The sequence below is a fragment of the Polynucleobacter sp. UB-Siik-W21 genome, from assembly GCF_018687415.1.
In the GTDB taxonomy this organism is placed as follows: Bacteria; Pseudomonadota; Gammaproteobacteria; order Burkholderiales; family Burkholderiaceae; genus Polynucleobacter.
The window spans coordinates 447,655-463,670 of sequence record NZ_CP061289.1; the positions used below are offsets into that span (position 1 = coordinate 447,655).

Consider the following 16,016-nt stretch of genomic DNA (forward strand, 5'->3'; position numbering starts at 1 on the left):
AAACAAGGCAAATCAATTTCGTGCCATGGTTAATCATTTCGTATTGCAAAATATCATTTATAAGTAATTGAATTTAAAGAGTTAAATAATTGATATAAAGTTGTTAATTCCCCTTTCCACATTTTTTAAACTCTCTAAACTCTTATATAAGACATAAGACTTGAATGGGTCTTAACCGGTCTCAAATTTTGAAGTACTTGTTTAACTTAGGGAGAAAACCATGGCAGATCGCAAAGCAGAAATCGCAGCCTTACAGAAGGATTGGGATACCAACCCACGTTGGAAAGGTATTACTCGTGGTTATACGGCTGAAGATGTTGTCCGTCTTCGTGGCTCATTGAAGATTGAGCACACTTTAGCCAAGCACGGCGCAGAACGTCTTTGGGAGTTGGTGAATAACGAAGCTTATGTCAACTGTTTGGGAGCCTTGACTGGCGGTCAAGCGATGCAACAAGTGAAAGCTGGCATTCAGGCAATTTACTTATCTGGTTGGCAAGTTGCTGCTGACGGGAATTCATATGCAGCGATGTATCCTGATCAATCCTTATATCCAGTCGATTCAGTTCCAAAAATGGTTGAGCGTATTAATAACTCATTCCAGCGTGCTGATGAAATTCAGACTGCAAAAGGGATCAATAAAGGCGATGTTGGTTATATCGAGTACTTTGCGCCGATCGTTGCTGATGCTGAAGCAGGTTTTGGTGGTGTATTAAATGCGTTTGAACTAAGTAAAGCATTAATTAAACAAGGTGCGGCTGGCGTTCACTTCGAAGACCAATTATCTTCGGTGAAAAAGTGCGGTCACTTAGGTGGCAAAGTATTGTTGCCAACGACAGAGTCTGTACAAAAGTTGATCTCTGCACGTTTAGCTGCTGACGTGATGGGTGTGCCAACGATTATTCTGGCTCGCACCGATGCTGAAGCTGCTGACTTATTGACCTCTGACTATGATGAAAACGATAAGCCATTCTTGACTGGCGAACGTACCCCAGAAGGTTTTTATAAAACACGTAAGGGCTTAGATCAGGCAATCTCACGTGGTCTGGCATATGCTGCATACGCTGATATGGTTTGGTGTGAAACAGGTACGCCTGATCTTGATTTTGCTCGTAAATTTGCTGAAGCCATTCGTGCGAAGTTCCCAGGCAAGATGTTGGCTTATAACTGTTCACCCTCTTTCAACTGGAAGAAAAACTTGGATGATGCAACGATTGCGAAGTTCCAACGTGAGTTGGGTGCGATGGGTTACAAATATCAATTTATTACTCTCGCTGGCATTCACTCGATGTGGTACAACATGTTCGACTTGGCGCAAGACTACTCTAAGCGTGGCATGACTGCTTATGTTGAGAAAGTGCAAGAGCCCGAATTTGCTGCCCGTGAACGTGGTTACACATTCGTTTCACATCAGCAAGAAGTGGGTACCGGCTACTTCGACGATGTCACTACCGTCATTCAAGGTGGTAAGTCTTCTGTGACTGCGTTGAATGGTTCTACTGAAGAAGAGCAATTCCATTAAGAATCCCTAAGCAGTTTTGAAGTTGTAGCACCCTTGCTACTGCGGCATCTAAATTACCCCACAAGGGTGACTTAGGTGCCGTTTTCGTATACATTCTTCCCATGGCAAATTGCGTACTCTGTAAAGACGATCTCAAACCCGAAGAGGGTGAACTCATTTGGCGCGGTGATGACTGTCGAGTCATTCTGGTGAATGACCCTGATTTACCAGGATTCTGTCGTGTGATTTGGAATCGGCATATCGCAGAGATGTCAGATCTCACTTATGGTGAGCGCGAGCATGTCATGAGCCTGGTATTTGTAGTTGAAGAGGCAGTGCGTCATGTCATGCATCCAGACAAGGTCAATTTAGCAGCCTTAGGTAATATGGTCCCGCATATTCATTGGCACATCATTCCAAGATACCAGGATGATGCTTTTTTTCCAGGTTCGGCCTGGTCAGTGCGCACACAAGTGCTACCCCAATCCTCCTTGGAGGCAAGAAGAGGCCTTGCTAAACAGTTGCCCGCGGCCATTCGGTCCGCCATCTCTCAAATGCATTAAATTAGTAGAAATTTGGCAAAAAGCTGAAAAGCGGTACCCATAAAAAATAGATGGAGACAGGAAGTGATAGACAAAATCATTCCTAGCGTGGCGCAGGCTGTGCAGGATATTAGTGATGGCTCAACCATTTTGGTTTCGGGTTTTGGTGGTGCAGGCCTCCCCATTTACTTATTGGATGCTTTAGCAGAGCAGGGCGCGAAGAATCTGACGATCGTCAGCAATAATGCCGGCAACTCTGGCATTGGCATATCCAAATTGATTGGAGCTGGACAGGTTAAGAAGATGGTTTGTTCTTTTCCCCGTCAACCAGAATCTGGCGCATTTGATGATCTCTATCGTGCGGGTAAGATTGAATTAGAACTTGTTCCCCAAGGCACTCTAGCAGAACGTATTCGTGCTGGTGGTGCAGGTATCGGTGGTTTTTACACGCCAACGGGCTTTGGCACCGAGCTTGCAAAGGGTAAAGATACGCGCGTAATTGACGGCGTGAATCATATTTTTGAAACTGCCATTAAAGCGGACTATGCATTGATAAAAGCTGACAAAGGTGATCGTTGGGGAAATCTAACCTATCACCGTACTGGTCGCAACTTTGGTCCGATTATGGCCACGGCCGCTCGTTGCACCATTGCGCAAGTCAATGAAGTTGTCGAGCTCGGCACATTAGATCCAGAGAATGTAGTGACTCCCGGAATTTTTGTGAAACGCGTGGTACCTGTTGGAGGTAAATCATGATTGATCTCTCTAAAGTACAAAAGCGTTCAACTGCCGACATTGCCAAGCGCATTGTTCAGGACATACCAGACGGCGCTCATGTCAACTTGGGTATTGGTCAGCCCATGACGATTTGTAATTATTTACCTGCAGATAAAGAAATCTTGATGCATTCTGAGAATGGACTGCTTGGTATGGGCCCATTAGCGAAAGACCATGAAATCGATGAAGAGTTGGTGAATGCAGGTAAGCAGCCTGTCACCATGTTACCTGGCGCCTCGCTATGTCATCATGCCGATTCCTTCGTGATGATTCGTGGTGGGCATATTGATATCTGTGTATTGGGTGCCTTTCAAGTTTCTGTCAAAGGCGACATTGCAAACTGGCGAACTGGTGACCCTAAGGCAATTCCAGCCGTGGGCGGTGCAATGGATTTAGCTCTTGGTGCCAAGAAGTTATTTGTGATGATGGAGCACCTGACTAAGTCAGGGGAATCTAAGTTCGTTCAAGAATGTACTTATCCTCTCACTGCTTTGGCAGCGGTAGATTGCATCTACACCGACTTAGCAACGGTTGCTGTAACATCAGAAGGTTTAGTAGCGGTCGATTGGGTCGATGGCCTTAGCTTTGAAGAGTTGCAAGAGCTAAGTGGTGTACCAATGCGTCAGCCTGAGAAATAATTTGGCTCCTAGCTTGCAATCTAAAAAGCTTTTCTCAGCCCTGTTATTTTGGGTGGGATTGAGTTCGGCCTTTGCTGCTGATAGCGTATCCACGTATCCCAATAAACCTATTCATTTAATTGTTGGCTTTTCTCCTGGCGGTTCGGCTGACACGGTAGGGCGCGCCCTAGCAGAGGGCTTATCGAATCGACTGGGGCAAGCTGTTGTGGTTGAGAATAAGGCAGGCGCTAACGGCAATATTGCTGCAGAGTTAGTAGCTCGCTCTGCTCCAGATGGCTATACCTTGTATTTCCCATCCATTGGTCATGCAGTGAATGCGTCTCTGTATAAAAACTTGCCCTATGACCCGGTGAAGGATTTCACAGCCATCGGTGGAGTATTTTCAGCTCCCAATATCCTAATCGTTCCAGCGAACTCACCCTATAAATCAGTTGGTGAATTGATTGCAGCAGCTAGAGCAAACCCTGGCAGACTGACCTTTGCCTCTAGTGGCAGCGGAACATCTGTCCATCTCTCAGCCGTACTATTTGAAAAAATGGCTAAGATTGACATGATTCATGTGCCATACAAAGGCACTGGCAGTGCCATGCCTGATGTGATCTCTGGTCAAGTAGACATGAGTTTTCCGAACTTACCAAGTGGTCTGCCCCATGTGAAGTCGGGTAGTTTAAGAGCGCTAGGGATTACTACTGCAAAACGATCTAGCGCTGCACCCAATATTCCAACCATCGCAGAATCTGGCTTGCCTGGTTATGACATGGCAACCTGGTATGGCTTGGTTACTCCTGCAAACTTACCAGTAGAGATTCGCAATCGCTTGAACAAAGAATTGCAAAGTATTTTGGCGGATCCTAAATTTAAGGATAAGCTGATTGCACAGGGTGCTGATCCTATGCCAGGAACATCCGAACAGTTTTCTGCATTTATTAAAAGTGAAATTGAAAAGTGGCGTAAGCTAATTGCGCAATCACAAATTACGATTGATTAATGATCGATTTAAGAGTTTACTAAAGGAAGATTCATGTCATTTACATCGAATGCCTGTATTGCTGGAATATATGAGCATCCCCTCAGGGTAGCGCCCGATCATACGGTTGCTCAGCTGCATGCGGAAGTAGCGCGCGGGGCTTTGCAAGACGCCGGCCTAACACTAGATGATGTCGATGGTTATTTTTGTGCAGGTGACGCGCCTGGTATGGGTCCTGTATCCATGGCAGATTATTTAGGTTTGAAAAAACTCACGTATTTAGATTCAACGGATACTGGTGGATCTTCCTATTTAACCCATGTGAACCATGCCGCTCGTGCGATTGCAGCAGGCCAGTGCAAGGTAGCTTTAATTACCTTGGCCGGACGGCCGAAGTCTGAAGGCTCTAGCGGTACACAAGTTCGTAGTCAATGGGCTAGCGCTCCGGATTTTGCTTTTGAAAAACCGTATTCACCAGCGCCATTAAATACTTATGCCATGTGTGCTATGCGCCATATGTATGAGTTTGGCACTACCAGTGAGCAGCTTGCATGGATCAAGGTAGCAGCCTCACATCACGCACAACATAATCCTCATGCAGCATTGAAAGATGTTCTGACTGTTGAAGATGTCTTGAACTCCCCAATGATTGCTGATCCTTTACATCGTGCTGACTGCTGTGTAGTAACAGATAGCGGCGGTGCTTTGGTCGTAGTTCATCCCGATATTGCGAAGACCTTGAAAAAACCGGTAGTGACCATGATGGGCGCCGGTGAAACGACGAAAGGTCAGATGGGTGGCAAGGTCGACCTTACTTATTCTGGGTTAGCTTGGGCTGCACCCTTAGCATTTAAGGAGGCTAAGTTAACACCTGAGCAAATTCGGTATGCATCTATTTATGACAGCTTCACCATTACCGTCCTGATTCAGTTGGAAGATCTAGGGTTCTGTAAGAAGGGTGAGGGTGGCAAGTTTGTTGAAGGTGGTCAATTAATTTCAGGCAAAGGTCGGTTAGCTTTTAATACCGATGGAGGCGGCTTATGCAATAACCATCCAGCTAATCGCGGCGGTATGACAAAAGTCATTGAAGCAGTCAGACAGTTGCGTGGTGAAGCGCATCCAGCAGTACAAGTCCCCAATTTAGAGTTTGCACTTGCCTCAGGTATTGGTGGCGCACTGGGTACTCGTCATGGTGCAGCAGTATTAATTTTAGGGAGACTGTCATGAGTCAAGTAAATGAAAAAAATTCGGCTAATACAGAATATCGTTTGCCAAGCCCAATTGCTAATCCTGAAAATAAAGCTTTCCTAGAAGCTGCGCAGAACAACCAATTGGTCTTAAAGCATTGCAATGCTTGCAAAGAAGTGCATTACTATCCACGCACGATCTGTCCGCATTGCGGCAGTAACGATACGACTTGGGTGAGATCTGCCGGCCTGGGTGAAATCTACTCCTATACCGTGATGAGACGTGGTGTCGAAGTGCCGTTTGCGATGGCCTATGTGCGTTTAAATGAGGGCATCTCCATGCTGACTCATTTGACTCATTGCGATTTTGATTCGATTCGCGTTGGGCAAAAGGTGAAGGTGGTATTTCAGGAAACACAAGATGGGCAAAAAACCCACCTCTTTGAACCTGTCTAAAAAGGTCAATACCTAAATTAGCTTGTTCAGGGCCTCGAGATAGTTCTCGGGGCTCAGTGCTTTACCTTCTCGCTGTGCTTCCCACATAACTTGACCCAAGCATTCCATCATCAAGTGTTGAGCTTCGTGTTCAGAGCCTAATTTCTTACTGAGTTTTTCAGCGATCTCTTTAATGCCAGGTGGTTGATTAATGGAGATCTGTTCGCTAATAGATAAATGCATGGATAGATGCAAGAAGGGATTGGTTTCACCCCGCTCTGGTGTGTAATCTTGCTCTAAGGCAGCTTCAGGATCGGTTAATAATGCGTGGTATTCAGGATGTTGCTCCATCCAGTTACTTGCAAGTGTCTCCATTGGATCCAGGATGCGATTCTCAGTTTTCTTTTTCCAGGTATCACAGAAAAAGCGGCGCACTTCTTCGCGAGTTGGATTAAATATCGCCACGAACTTTTCCTTTGCCAGTTTTTTGTTTAAAGCCACAGAGTGGCTCAACGATGCATTGTGCACACTCAGGATTGCGTGCTTTACATGTGTATCTGCCATGCAGAATAAGCCAATGATGTGCGTCTAGTAGATACTCCTTGGGCACTCTTTTGAGTAATTGCTCTTCGACTTTGACGACATCTTTACCAGGCGCAAGACCGGTGCGATTGGATACGCGAAAGATATGGGTATCAACCGCAATGGTTGGTTGACCAAAAGCAGTATTCAGAATGACATTCGCTGTTTTTCTGCCAACCCCTGGAAGTGCCTCAAGATCTTCCCGAGTTTGTGGGACTTGACCACCATGGTTTTCAATCAACAGTTGGCAAGTCTCTTGAATATGTCTACCTTTGGCATTGAATAGGCCAATGTGTTGTATGTAAGGACGAACGCCTTCTTCACCAAGATCTAAAAGGGCTTGGGGCGTATTGGCAACTTTAAACAACTGCTTGGTTCCCTTATTTACCGATACGTCGGTTGCTTGAGCTGATAAGAGCACTGCAATCAACAGTTCAAAAGGAGAGCTGTACTCTAATTCGGTAGTAGGTCTGGGGTTGTTGGCTTTGAGCTGTTCAAAGAAAGCACGCCGCTTATCAGGATTCATCATTTCTGATGCTGTGCCCTGGCAATCGCTGCCGCAATGATGGCGCGTTTGCGCTCTTGCTCTTTTTCCTCTTCCGCGGTGATAGGCTGTTCTGCATTAACCGCTACTAATTTAGCTGCCGCTTTTTTGGCTAAACGTTCATCATTCTCTATTTGCTCACGATCAAGTCTATGTTCACGGTCGTGATAGCGCTTGCGTGAGAGCTCAGCTAATTCTGGAGTCCAAGCATTCCAACCTGTTGTCTCAGTGATATCAACCATACTGATGCAATCAACGGGGCACGGTGGAATGCAGAGATCACAACCAGTACACCACTCAGTGAGCACCACGTGCATTTGCTTAGATGCGCCCACAATGGCATCAACTGGACAGGCCTGAATACAGAGTGTGCAACCAATACATTTTTGCGGATCAATCAATGCAACCGGTCTAGGACGTTCTTTGCCGCACTCTGGATCAATTGTGTCATTAAGATCAAAAGCATCTTGAGGGTAAATAGGTGTCAGAACTTGGCTGAGTCTTTTAATGCCTTCAACACCACCTGGTGGGCAGCGATTGGGTAGCGCTTCTCCGCTAGCTAAAGCTTCTGCATACCCTCTGCAATCTGGATAGCCACATTTTGTACATTGGGTTTGAGGAAGGAGATCCTCTAGGCGATCCGTGAGCTCGTTCGCCGGTTTTGTTTTCATTGCCTAGAAAGTTTAAAAAGTGAGGGTGTAGACCCCCACTGATGTTGACTTAGTCAGAACCCTCTAGTGCAGGGGGTCTTGCCTTAGTTTTTTTATTCACCACTTGGTGCTCACGAATAAAGTTTTTGATTTTTGGATAAACCTTATTGCGCCAACGACGACCGGCAAAAATACCGTAGTGACCAGCACCAGCGACTTCATAGTGATCTTTATGTTCTTTCGGGATGCCAGCACACAAACCATGCGCAGAACGAGTCTGCCCACTTCCAGAAATATCATCTAACTCACCCTCAACTGTGAGCAGCGCCGTTTTCTGAATATCCTGCGGCTTAACCAGTTCTCCCGCAACCTTCCAAGTACCGTTTGGCAATGCGTAGTCTTGGAATACAGTTTTGATTGTGTCTAAGTAGAACTTCGCATCTAAATCCAATACCGCGTTGTATTCGTCATAAAAGCGAATATGGGATGCAGCATCCTGCTCATCACCCTTCACCAGATTCTGGAAGTAGTCCCAGTGCGATTGGAGGTGATTTTGTGGGTTCATGGCCATAAAGCCAGTGTGCTGTAAGAAGCCTGGGTAAACGCGGCGACCAGCACCCGGATAGGTTGGCGGTACTTTGTAAATCACATGACTTTCAAACCAGTCAAAAGATTTTTGTTCTGCTAAGTTATTTACGGCAGTAGGTGATTTACGAGCATCAATAGGGCCACCCATCATGATCATCGAAGCAGGAGTTACTTCACCAGCAGATGCCATCAATGAAATAGCACCTAAGGTTGGCACGGTGGGTTGACATACTGAGATCACATGTAAATCTTCGGCGCCAATAGAGCGAATAAATTCTTGAATGTAATGAACATAGTCATCGAGACTAAATTCACCTTCACTCACTGGGACATTGCGAGCATCAATCCAGTCGGTAATGTAAACCTTATGGTCTTGCAAGAGAGTTCGTACAGTGTCACGCAATAGTGTGGCGTGATGTCCAGACATTGGAGCCACCACCAGTACTGAAGGATCTTCTTTTAGTTTGATGATGGTATCGACATCATCAGAGAAGCGCTTAAAGCGAATCAAATTACAGAATGGCTTAGAAATCTTGGTGATTTCATGAACGGCTACTTCATGACCATGCGCTATGACTGAACGAATATCAAATTCTGGTTTCTTGTAGTCTTTGCCGAGGCGATAGAGAAGTTCGTAGCTGGCAGCTAAACGCTCTGATCCTGGAACCTTTGAAGCTGGATTGGAGGCATTAATCAAAGCCTCAGAAGCAGCGCGTGCCCATGAACTCATGGGTTGAAGTAAGGCTTTTTGGAACTCGTGTAACTGATAAAGCATGGTACCCCCTGTAATTCTATATAGCCGCTTATTATGCTTTTTGAGCTAATACGCGGGCGATTGCTTTGGCTACTTTATCAATATTTTTTGTATTGAGTGCCGCCACACAAATGCGTCCAGTAGAGAGGGCATAAATGCCATCTTCTTTCTGTAAGCGATCAACTTGCTCAGCAGTTAAGCCTGAGTAAGAAAACATACCACGCTGCTTTTCAATAAAAGCAAAATCTTGCTTCACACCAGCAGCAGCCAATTTTTCAACCAAACCATGACGCATGGCTTTAATGCGATCACGCATTTCTGCTAATTCATCTTCCCAGAGCTTGCGTAACTCAGGAGAGTTCAGAACCGCTGCTGCGATTGCAGCACCGTGTGTTGGTGGATTGGAATAGTTAGTACGAATCACGCGCTTTAATTGTGAAAGCACACGAGTAGATTCATCTTTGCTTTGGGTCACGATCGACAGGGCGCCGACACGCTCGCCGTAAAGTGAGAATGATTTAGAGAAAGAACTGGACACAAAGAAGGACATGCCAGATTCAGCGAAAAGGCGAACCGCAATACCGTCTTGTTCAATCCCAGATGCAAAGCCTTGGTAAGCCATATCCAAGAATGGAATCAAACCTTTATGCTTGCAAATCTCGATCACTTGACGCCATTGCGCCTCAGTAATATCTGCTCCAGTTGGGTTATGACAGCATGCATGTAAGAGCACAGTCGTGTGTTTTGGGAATGATTCTAAGGATTTGACCATGCCGTCAAAATCAACACCACGGGTTGTGCCATCAAAGTAGGTGTACTCCAGCACTTCAAAGCCAGCGGATTCAAAAATACCGCGATGGTTTTCCCAGGTTGGATTGCTGATTGCGCAAGGTGCGTTTAAATTGAGACGCTTAATAAAGTCAGCGCCAACACGTAATGCACCAGTGCCCCCTAAACATTCAGCAGTGACTACGCGACCGTCTTTAATCAGAGCAGAGTCCGCGCCAAACAATAAATTTTGTACTGCGCTGTTATAGGGGTTTGGACCCTCGATTGGAATATAGCTTCGTGGTGAATGTTTTGCCACAATCGCCTCTTCCGCCTTGATCACTGCTTTTAAGAGAGGCACTTTGCCTTCATCTGTGTAGTACACACCAACACCGAGGTTCACTTTGTCGGGACGTTGATCCGCAACGTAGGCTTCTGTGAGGCCAAAAATAGGATCTTTAGGGGCTAATTGAACTGAGGCAAACAGGGTCATTTGGGGTCGGGTATGGTGGTTTAAGGATAGTTTTGCTATTAATTGTCTGTTTTTAAAGTCAGAACCAACTATTTCTAAATAAAAACGGCAAAATCATTGTTTGTACAAAATTCGCTGTGAAGATATCTCACAGATGAAATGATAGCCGAGATGCCCCCTAAGTCGTCCAAAATTGGATCAAAACCCGAAGTAAAAGAAGCGCCCAAAACCCCTATGGCTGATCCCTTGGGTGAGGTAGGCCACGACCTTGATCCTGCGAAGTTTGTCACCTTCCCAGACTCCCCTTACCAGCTTTATCAGCCTTTTGCGCCTGCTGGCGACCAGCCAGCAGCGATTGATGGCTTAGTGGAGGGGATAGAGGATGGCTTAACCTTTCAGACGCTTTTGGGGGTAACGGGCTCAGGAAAGACTTTTACGATGGCCAATGTCATCGCTAGAACAGGGCGTCCAGCCATCATTTTTGCCCCCAATAAGACGCTGGCTGCCCAGCTTTACAGTGAATTTAGGGAGTTTTTTCCTAAAAATGCGGTTGAGTACTTCGTCAGTTACTACGACTACTACCAGCCTGAGGCTTATGTGCCTCAGCGCGACCTCTTTATTGAGAAAGACTCTTCTATCAACGAACACATCGAACAGATGCGTTTGTCAGCAACCAAGAGTTTGCTAGAGAGACGCGATGTCATCATCGTCGCAACGGTATCTGCTATTTACGGTATCGGTAACCCTGGTGACTATCACAGCATGGTGATGACACTGCGCCCTGGTGACAAGATGAGTCAGCGTGATATTTTGATGCGACTGATTGCCATGCAGTATGACCGTAATGAAACTGATTTCAAACGCGGTGTGTTTCGTGTGCGCGGTGACACGATTGATATTTTCCCAGCCGAACATAATGAATTAGCAGTCCGCGTAGAGTTGTTTGATGACGTAGTCGAGAGTTTGCAATTCTTTGATCCACTGACTGGAAAAATTCGCCAAAAGATTCCTCGCTTTACCGTCTACCCAAGTTCGCATTATGTGACACCTCGCGAAACCGTTCTCAAAGCAATTGAAACCATTAAGACAGAGTTGCGAACTCGTCTCGATGAGTTTGTAAAAGATGGTAAGTTGGTAGAGGCGCAGCGTCTAGAACAGCGCACTCGTTTTGATTTGGAGATGCTCAATGAATTGGGCTTCTGCAAGGGTATTGAGAACTACTCTCGCCACCTCTCAGGAGCGGCTCCTGGCGAGGCCCCGCCTACGCTGGTGGACTATCTGCCCAATGACGCACTGATGTTTTTAGACGAGAGTCATGTCTTGATTGGTCAGTTGAATGCTATGTATAACGGGGATAAATCTCGTAAACATACTTTGGTAGAGTTTGGCTTCCGTTTGCCTTCTGCAATGGATAACCGGCCACTCAAATTTACCGAGTTTGAAACCAAAATGCGTCAAACCATTTTCGTTTCTGCAACGCCGGCTGATTATGAAAAAGAACATCAAGGTCAAGTAGTTGAACAAGTGGCAAGACCAACAGGTTTAGTTGATCCTGAAATTGAGGTATTGCCAGCTAGTACTCAAGTCGATGATTTGCTCAGTCAGATTCATGAGCGCGTGAAAGTGGGTGAACGTGTTTTAGTCACCGTGCTTACCAAACGTATGGCAGAGCAGCTCACTGACTATCTTTCAGATAATGGTGTGAAGGTGCGCTATGTTCATTCTGATATTGACACTGTTGAACGCGTCGAAATTTTGCGCGATCTACGTTTAGGTGTATTCGATGTTTTAGTGGGCATTAATTTATTGCGCGAAGGTTTGGACATTCCAGAGGTTTCCTTAGTAGCAATTCTGGATGCTGATAAAGAAGGTTTCTTGCGTTCTGAGCGCTCCTTAATTCAGACGATTGGTCGTGCCGCCCGCAATGTGCGAGGCAAAGCTATTTTGTATGCCGATCGGATCACCGATTCAATGAAACGGGCCATGGGCGAGACAGAAAGACGTCGCACCAAGCAAATTGCCTTTAATAAGCTTCATGGAATCGAGCCCAAAGGGGTTCAGAAACGCATTAAGGACATCATTGACGGGGTCTATGATGTCAAAGAGAAACGCCAGGAGATGCAGGTGGAGCAAGAGCGGGCTCGCTATGAGGATATGAGCGAGAAAGATTTATCTAATGAAATCAAGCGTTTAGAGAAGCAGATGAACGCTGAAGCCAAGAATCTCGAGTTTGAAAAGGCCGCCAGCACTCGAGATCGACTCACCAAGGTCAAAGAAATGGCTTTTGGGGCTAGGTCTAGAGACTCAATAAGCTAATTCCAGGCTTGCAATGGGGATTTTTGGGATAATTCCCGAGCAGTTTGCTGGGTCATATGGTAAAGTTGAGTGGAATGGTCGGGTATTACCCGCCTGCCCATGAGCTGTCCATAACAATCCATTACCAAGGTGACATATGAGACTTACAACTAAAGGTCGTTTTGCAGTAACCGCAATGATTGATTTAGCCCTGCGTGAAACGCATGGTCCTGTAACTTTGGCCGGAATTAGCCAAAGACAAAAGATTTCCCTTTCTTACCTCGAGCAGTTGTTTGGTAAATTGCGCCGTTTCAATATCGTGGAAAGCACACGCGGCCCTGGAGGTGGATACACCTTAGCGCGCCCATCCCATGAAGTCAGTGTTGCTGACATCATTGTGGCAGTTGATGAGCCATTGGATGCCACTCAATGTGGTGGCAAAGGCAACTGTCATACCGAAGAAGAAGGCCATGGTCGTTGTATGACTCATGATCTATGGAGCAATCTCAATTCCAAAATGGTGGAGTACTTAAGCTCAGTGAGCTTAAAAGATTTAGTTCAGCAGCAAGAAGGGCGCGGCATTGTGATTCAAGACATGCGCCAAAAGAAAATGAAAGTTGAAAGTGTCAAGTCTGAAAAACCAGCTCCAGCACTTGCAGCGAAAAAAGAAGTTGTTCCCAAAGCGCCATTAGTGAATTCTGTTTTTAATTTAGCGCGGCAAAGCTAAGCGAATTAAGCGAATTTAATCAGCAGTCCTACATACCAAGAAATACCATATGAACGCACCACAAGACCTTCCTTTGCAACCGGTTCCGATGTTTAGTCCTAAGCACTTTCCGGTGTACATGGACTATTCAGCCACAACACCGATTGATCCTCGTGTGGTTGACAAGATGTTGCCGTATTTGCGTGAGCAATTCGGTAATGCGGCTTCCCGCAGTCATGCCTATGGCTGGGCTGCAGAAGAAGCAGTGGAGTGGGCGCGTTCAGAAGTAGCTCAATTAGTTCATGCTGATCCAAGAGAGATCGTTTTTACTAGCGGCGCTACTGAAAGTATTAACTTAGCTCTCAAGGGTGCTGCCCATTTTTATAAAGAGCGAGGTAATCACATCATCACTGTGAAGACCGAGCACAAGGCAACTCTAGACACCTGTCGCGAACTCGAGCGCGAAGGTTTTGAAGTGACCTACTTAGATGTTTTGCCCAACGGCTTGATTGATTTTGCGCAGTTAGAGACTGCCATGAAGCCGGGTACGATTTTGACATCAGTGATGTATGTCAATAATGAAATCGGTGTAGTGCAAGACATTCCTCGCCTTGGCGATTTGTGCCGTGCACGCGGTGTGATTTTTCATGTGGATGCTGCGCAAGCGACTGGCAAAGTGGCAATTGATTTAGAGAAAATCAAAGTTGATTTGATGAGTTTTTCTGCTCATAAGACTTATGGACCTAAGGGTATCGGCGCTTTGTTTGTGCGTCGCAAGCCCCGTATTCGTATTGAAGCTCAGATTCATGGCGGTGGTCATGAGCGCGGTATGCGTTCTGGCACATTAGCCGTTCATCAAATCGTCGGTATGGGTGAGGCGTTCCGCATTGCTCGTATTGAGATGTCCGAAGAAAATAAGCGTATTCGTGGGTTGCGTGATCGCTTATTAGCTGGCTTGAAAGATATTGAAGAAGTCTATGTCAACGGTGATATGGACGATCGTGTTCCTCATAACCTCAACATTAGCTTTAACTATGTTGAAGGTGAGTCGATGTTGATGGCGCTTAAAGATTTGGCTATCTCATCTGGCTCTGCGTGTACTTCTGCATCCTTAGAGCCCTCGTATGTATTGCGTGCATTGGGTCGTAACGATGAGTTGGCGCATAGCTCGATTCGTTTTACCTTAGGCCGTTTTACAACTCAAGAAGAAGTAGATTTCACCATTAAGTTAGTGAAAGAAAAGATTGCGAAGTTGCGTGAGCTCTCCCCATTATGGGAAATGTATAAAGACGGAATCGACTTGAGCACGATTCAATGGGCTGCACACTAAAAGCAATATCTAGATAAAGAAATTAAAGAGGAAATACCATGGCATATAGTGAAAAGGTCATCGACCATTATGAAAACCCCCGTAACGTTGGCTCCTTTGAGAAGGGCGACGATAGCGTAGGTACTGGTATGGTTGGCGCGCCTGCTTGCGGCGACGTGATGAAGCTGCAGATTCGCGTGAACGATCAAGGCGTGATCGAAGATGCCAAGTTCAAGACTTATGGCTGCGGCTCTGCGATTGCTTCATCTTCATTAGTAACCGAGTGGGTTAAGGGCAAGACCTTGGATCAAGCTTTAGAGATTAAGAACTCATTAATTGCTGAAGAGTTGGCATTACCACCGGTGAAAATTCACTGCTCTATCTTGGCTGAAGATGCTATTAAGGCTGCAGTTACTGACTACAAAGAAAAGCATCCAGCTAAATAAACGGAATTAGAAAAAGATATGGCAATCACCCTGACTGAAAAAGCTGCAAAGCACGTTAACCGCAATCTTGAGAAGCGCGGCAAAGGTTGCGGCCTACGTTTGGGCGTTCGCACTACGGGTTGCTCCGGCTTAGCTTATCAGCTGGAATATGTCGATGAGCCTGCCACTGAAGATCAGGTGTTTGAATCCAATGGCGTGAAAGTATTTGTTGATCCAAAGAGCTTGGCTTATTTGGATGGTACTGAATTGGATTTCGTACGTGAGGGTTTGAACGAGGGATTTAAGTTTCAAAATCCAAACGTAAAAGATGAGTGTGGTTGTGGCGAATCCTTCCGCGTCTGACGATTACTTCCACTTCTTTGGTTTACATCAGCAGTTCAAGATCGATTTGCCTGCTCTAGATCAGGCGTATTTAGCAATCCAGAAGGAAGTTCATCCTGATCGTCATGCTCGCGGGAGTGAGACCGAGCAGCGACTGGCAATGCAAATGGCTACATTTGCTAATACCGCCCTTCAGACACTAAAACACCCTATTCAACGTGGCTTGTATTTGTGCCAGCTTCATGGTGTTGATGCCAAACTAGAAACTAATACTGCGATGCCAGCCGCTTTCTTGATGAAGCAAATGGAATGGCGCGAGCTTCTAGATGAACAAGCGGAAGATTTGCCCGCTCTTGAAGCCTTGATGGCTGAAGTAGAGCAATCCAAGGCAGATATTCTTGCTGAAATCACTCAAGCCATCGATGGCGCAAAAAATTATCAGCGTGCCGCAGAACTTTTACGTGGCTTGTTATTCATTGATAAGTTTGCGCTTGAGCTTGATGACACTATTGCAGCTTTGATCTAGACCATACGTAA

The 16,016-nt window shown here is 45.8% G+C and carries 18 protein-coding genes; 13 read left to right on the forward strand and 5 right to left on the reverse strand.

The features are described from left to right. Positions 1-220 precede the first annotated feature (220 nt). From aceA to C2756_RS02415, 7 genes are all read left to right on the forward strand, one after another. Positions 221-1,519 carry an isocitrate lyase gene (gene aceA, locus C2756_RS02385; protein ID WP_215319769.1) on the forward strand — a complete coding sequence of 433 codons (1,299 nt, stop codon included), beginning with the start codon at positions 221-223 and terminating at the stop codon, positions 1,517-1,519. Positions 1,520-1,620: 101 nt separating this feature from the next. Beyond that, positions 1,621-2,061 (forward strand): HIT family protein, encoded by a 441-nt coding sequence (locus C2756_RS02390; protein WP_215319770.1) that lies wholly within the window; start codon positions 1,621-1,623, stop codon positions 2,059-2,061. Between the two features lie 63 nt (positions 2,062-2,124). Beyond that, positions 2,125-2,796, forward strand: coding sequence for a 3-oxoacid CoA-transferase subunit A (locus C2756_RS02395; protein WP_215319771.1), 672 nt, complete (start codon positions 2,125-2,127; stop codon positions 2,794-2,796). Then, a complete protein-coding gene (locus tag C2756_RS02400; RefSeq protein ID WP_215319772.1) occupies positions 2,793-3,455 on the forward strand; it encodes a 3-oxoacid CoA-transferase subunit B in 663 nt (220 codons plus the stop codon). Before C2756_RS02395 ends, C2756_RS02400 begins: the two co-directional genes overlap by 4 nt. Positions 3,456-3,468: 13 nt before the next feature. Further along, positions 3,469-4,443 (forward strand): tripartite tricarboxylate transporter substrate binding protein, encoded by a 975-nt coding sequence (locus C2756_RS02405; RefSeq protein WP_251372102.1) that lies wholly within the window; start codon positions 3,469-3,471, stop codon positions 4,441-4,443. 33 nt (positions 4,444-4,476) lie between these two features. Further along, positions 4,477-5,649, forward strand: a complete 1,173-nt coding sequence (locus tag C2756_RS02410) for a thiolase domain-containing protein (protein ID WP_215319773.1) — start codon at positions 4,477-4,479, stop codon at positions 5,647-5,649. After that, positions 5,646-6,065, forward strand: a complete 420-nt coding sequence (locus tag C2756_RS02415; protein WP_215319774.1) for a Zn-ribbon domain-containing OB-fold protein — start codon at positions 5,646-5,648, stop codon at positions 6,063-6,065. Before C2756_RS02410 ends, C2756_RS02415 begins: the two co-directional genes overlap by 4 nt. Positions 6,066-6,077: 12 nt before the next feature. Here C2756_RS02415 and C2756_RS02420 read toward each other — a convergent pair whose 3' ends face one another. Genes C2756_RS02420 through C2756_RS02440 form a run of 5 tightly spaced genes read right to left on the reverse strand, consistent with a single transcriptional unit; the run spans position 6,078 to position 10,423 of the window. Further along, positions 6,078-6,503 (reverse strand): DUF1841 family protein, encoded by a 426-nt coding sequence (locus C2756_RS02420; protein ID WP_215320771.1) that lies wholly within the window; start codon positions 6,501-6,503, stop codon positions 6,078-6,080. After that, the gene (gene nth / locus C2756_RS02425) at positions 6,496-7,152 is read right to left on the reverse strand and encodes an endonuclease III (RefSeq protein ID WP_215297295.1); all 657 of its coding nucleotides are present in this window, start codon (positions 7,150-7,152) and stop codon (positions 6,496-6,498) included. The genes C2756_RS02420 and nth overlap by 8 nt, the downstream gene beginning before the upstream one ends. Continuing rightward, positions 7,152-7,841, reverse strand: coding sequence for an electron transport complex subunit RsxB (gene rsxB, locus C2756_RS02430; RefSeq protein WP_215296471.1), 690 nt, complete (start codon positions 7,839-7,841; stop codon positions 7,152-7,154). Before rsxB ends, nth begins: the two co-directional genes overlap by 1 nt. A 49-nt stretch (positions 7,842-7,890) precedes the next feature. After that, positions 7,891-9,183: a polyhydroxyalkanoate depolymerase gene (locus C2756_RS02435; RefSeq protein WP_215296472.1), complete on the reverse strand. Its 1,293-nt coding sequence runs from the start codon at positions 9,181-9,183 to the stop codon at positions 7,891-7,893. Positions 9,184-9,214: 31 nt separating this feature from the next. Then, positions 9,215-10,423 (reverse strand): amino acid aminotransferase, encoded by a 1,209-nt coding sequence (locus C2756_RS02440; RefSeq protein WP_215319775.1) that lies wholly within the window; start codon positions 10,421-10,423, stop codon positions 9,215-9,217. 213 nt (positions 10,424-10,636) lie between these two features. Here C2756_RS02440 and uvrB point away from each other — a divergent pair, with 213 nt between their 5' ends. The 6 genes from uvrB to hscB all read left to right on the forward strand — a co-directional run bounded on the left by uvrB (position 10,637) and on the right by hscB (position 16,005). After that, complete coding sequence (gene uvrB / locus C2756_RS02445; protein WP_215320773.1) at positions 10,637-12,718, forward strand: excinuclease ABC subunit UvrB; 2,082 nt, start codon at positions 10,637-10,639, stop codon at positions 12,716-12,718. Between the two features lie 136 nt (positions 12,719-12,854). Then, the gene (locus tag C2756_RS02450; protein WP_215319776.1) at positions 12,855-13,424 is read left to right on the forward strand and encodes a Fe-S cluster assembly transcription factor; all 570 of its coding nucleotides are present in this window, start codon (positions 12,855-12,857) and stop codon (positions 13,422-13,424) included. 49 nt (positions 13,425-13,473) lie between these two features. Then, positions 13,474-14,733, forward strand: a complete 1,260-nt coding sequence (locus tag C2756_RS02455; RefSeq protein WP_371817089.1) for an IscS subfamily cysteine desulfurase — start codon at positions 13,474-13,476, stop codon at positions 14,731-14,733. Positions 14,734-14,771: 38 nt separating this feature from the next. Beyond that, a complete protein-coding gene (iscU, locus tag C2756_RS02460; RefSeq protein ID WP_215319777.1) occupies positions 14,772-15,158 on the forward strand; it encodes a Fe-S cluster assembly scaffold IscU in 387 nt (128 codons plus the stop codon). Between the two features lie 18 nt (positions 15,159-15,176). Next, positions 15,177-15,500: an iron-sulfur cluster assembly protein IscA gene (gene iscA / locus C2756_RS02465; RefSeq protein WP_215296476.1), complete on the forward strand. Its 324-nt coding sequence runs from the start codon at positions 15,177-15,179 to the stop codon at positions 15,498-15,500. Beyond that, positions 15,478-16,005, forward strand: a complete 528-nt coding sequence (hscB, locus tag C2756_RS02470; RefSeq protein ID WP_251372103.1) for a Fe-S protein assembly co-chaperone HscB — start codon at positions 15,478-15,480, stop codon at positions 16,003-16,005. Before iscA ends, hscB begins: the two co-directional genes overlap by 23 nt. Positions 16,006-16,016 lie beyond the last annotated feature (11 nt).

Bases quoted from the DNA above. Each gene is read 5' to 3' on its own strand.
- aceA (WP_215319769.1), top strand. From the start codon at position 221: ATGGCAGATCGCAAAGCAGAAATCGCAGCCTTACAGAAGGATTGGGAT.
- C2756_RS02410 (WP_215319773.1), top strand. From the start codon at position 4,477: ATGTCATTTACATCGAATGCCTGTATTGCTGGAATATATGAGCATCCC.
- iscA (WP_215296476.1), top strand. From the start codon at position 15,177: ATGGCAATCACCCTGACTGAAAAAGCTGCAAAGCACGTTAACCGCAAT.
- C2756_RS02450 (WP_215319776.1), top strand. From the start codon at position 12,855: ATGAGACTTACAACTAAAGGTCGTTTTGCAGTAACCGCAATGATTGAT.
- C2756_RS02390 (WP_215319770.1), top strand. From the start codon at position 1,621: ATGGCAAATTGCGTACTCTGTAAAGACGATCTCAAACCCGAAGAGGGT.
- C2756_RS02435 (WP_215296472.1), bottom strand. From the start codon at position 9,183: ATGCTTTATCAGTTACACGAGTTCCAAAAAGCCTTACTTCAACCCATG.
- C2756_RS02400 (WP_215319772.1), top strand. From the start codon at position 2,793: ATGATTGATCTCTCTAAAGTACAAAAGCGTTCAACTGCCGACATTGCC.
- nth (WP_215297295.1), bottom strand. From the start codon at position 7,152: ATGAATCCTGATAAGCGGCGTGCTTTCTTTGAACAGCTCAAAGCCAAC.
- C2756_RS02415 (WP_215319774.1), top strand. From the start codon at position 5,646: ATGAGTCAAGTAAATGAAAAAAATTCGGCTAATACAGAATATCGTTTG.
- uvrB (WP_215320773.1), top strand. From the start codon at position 10,637: ATGGCTGATCCCTTGGGTGAGGTAGGCCACGACCTTGATCCTGCGAAG.
- rsxB (WP_215296471.1), bottom strand. From the start codon at position 7,841: ATGAAAACAAAACCGGCGAACGAGCTCACGGATCGCCTAGAGGATCTC.
- iscU (WP_215319777.1), top strand. From the start codon at position 14,772: ATGGCATATAGTGAAAAGGTCATCGACCATTATGAAAACCCCCGTAAC.
- C2756_RS02440 (WP_215319775.1), bottom strand. From the start codon at position 10,423: ATGACCCTGTTTGCCTCAGTTCAATTAGCCCCTAAAGATCCTATTTTT.
- C2756_RS02455 (WP_371817089.1), top strand. From the start codon at position 13,474: ATGAACGCACCACAAGACCTTCCTTTGCAACCGGTTCCGATGTTTAGT.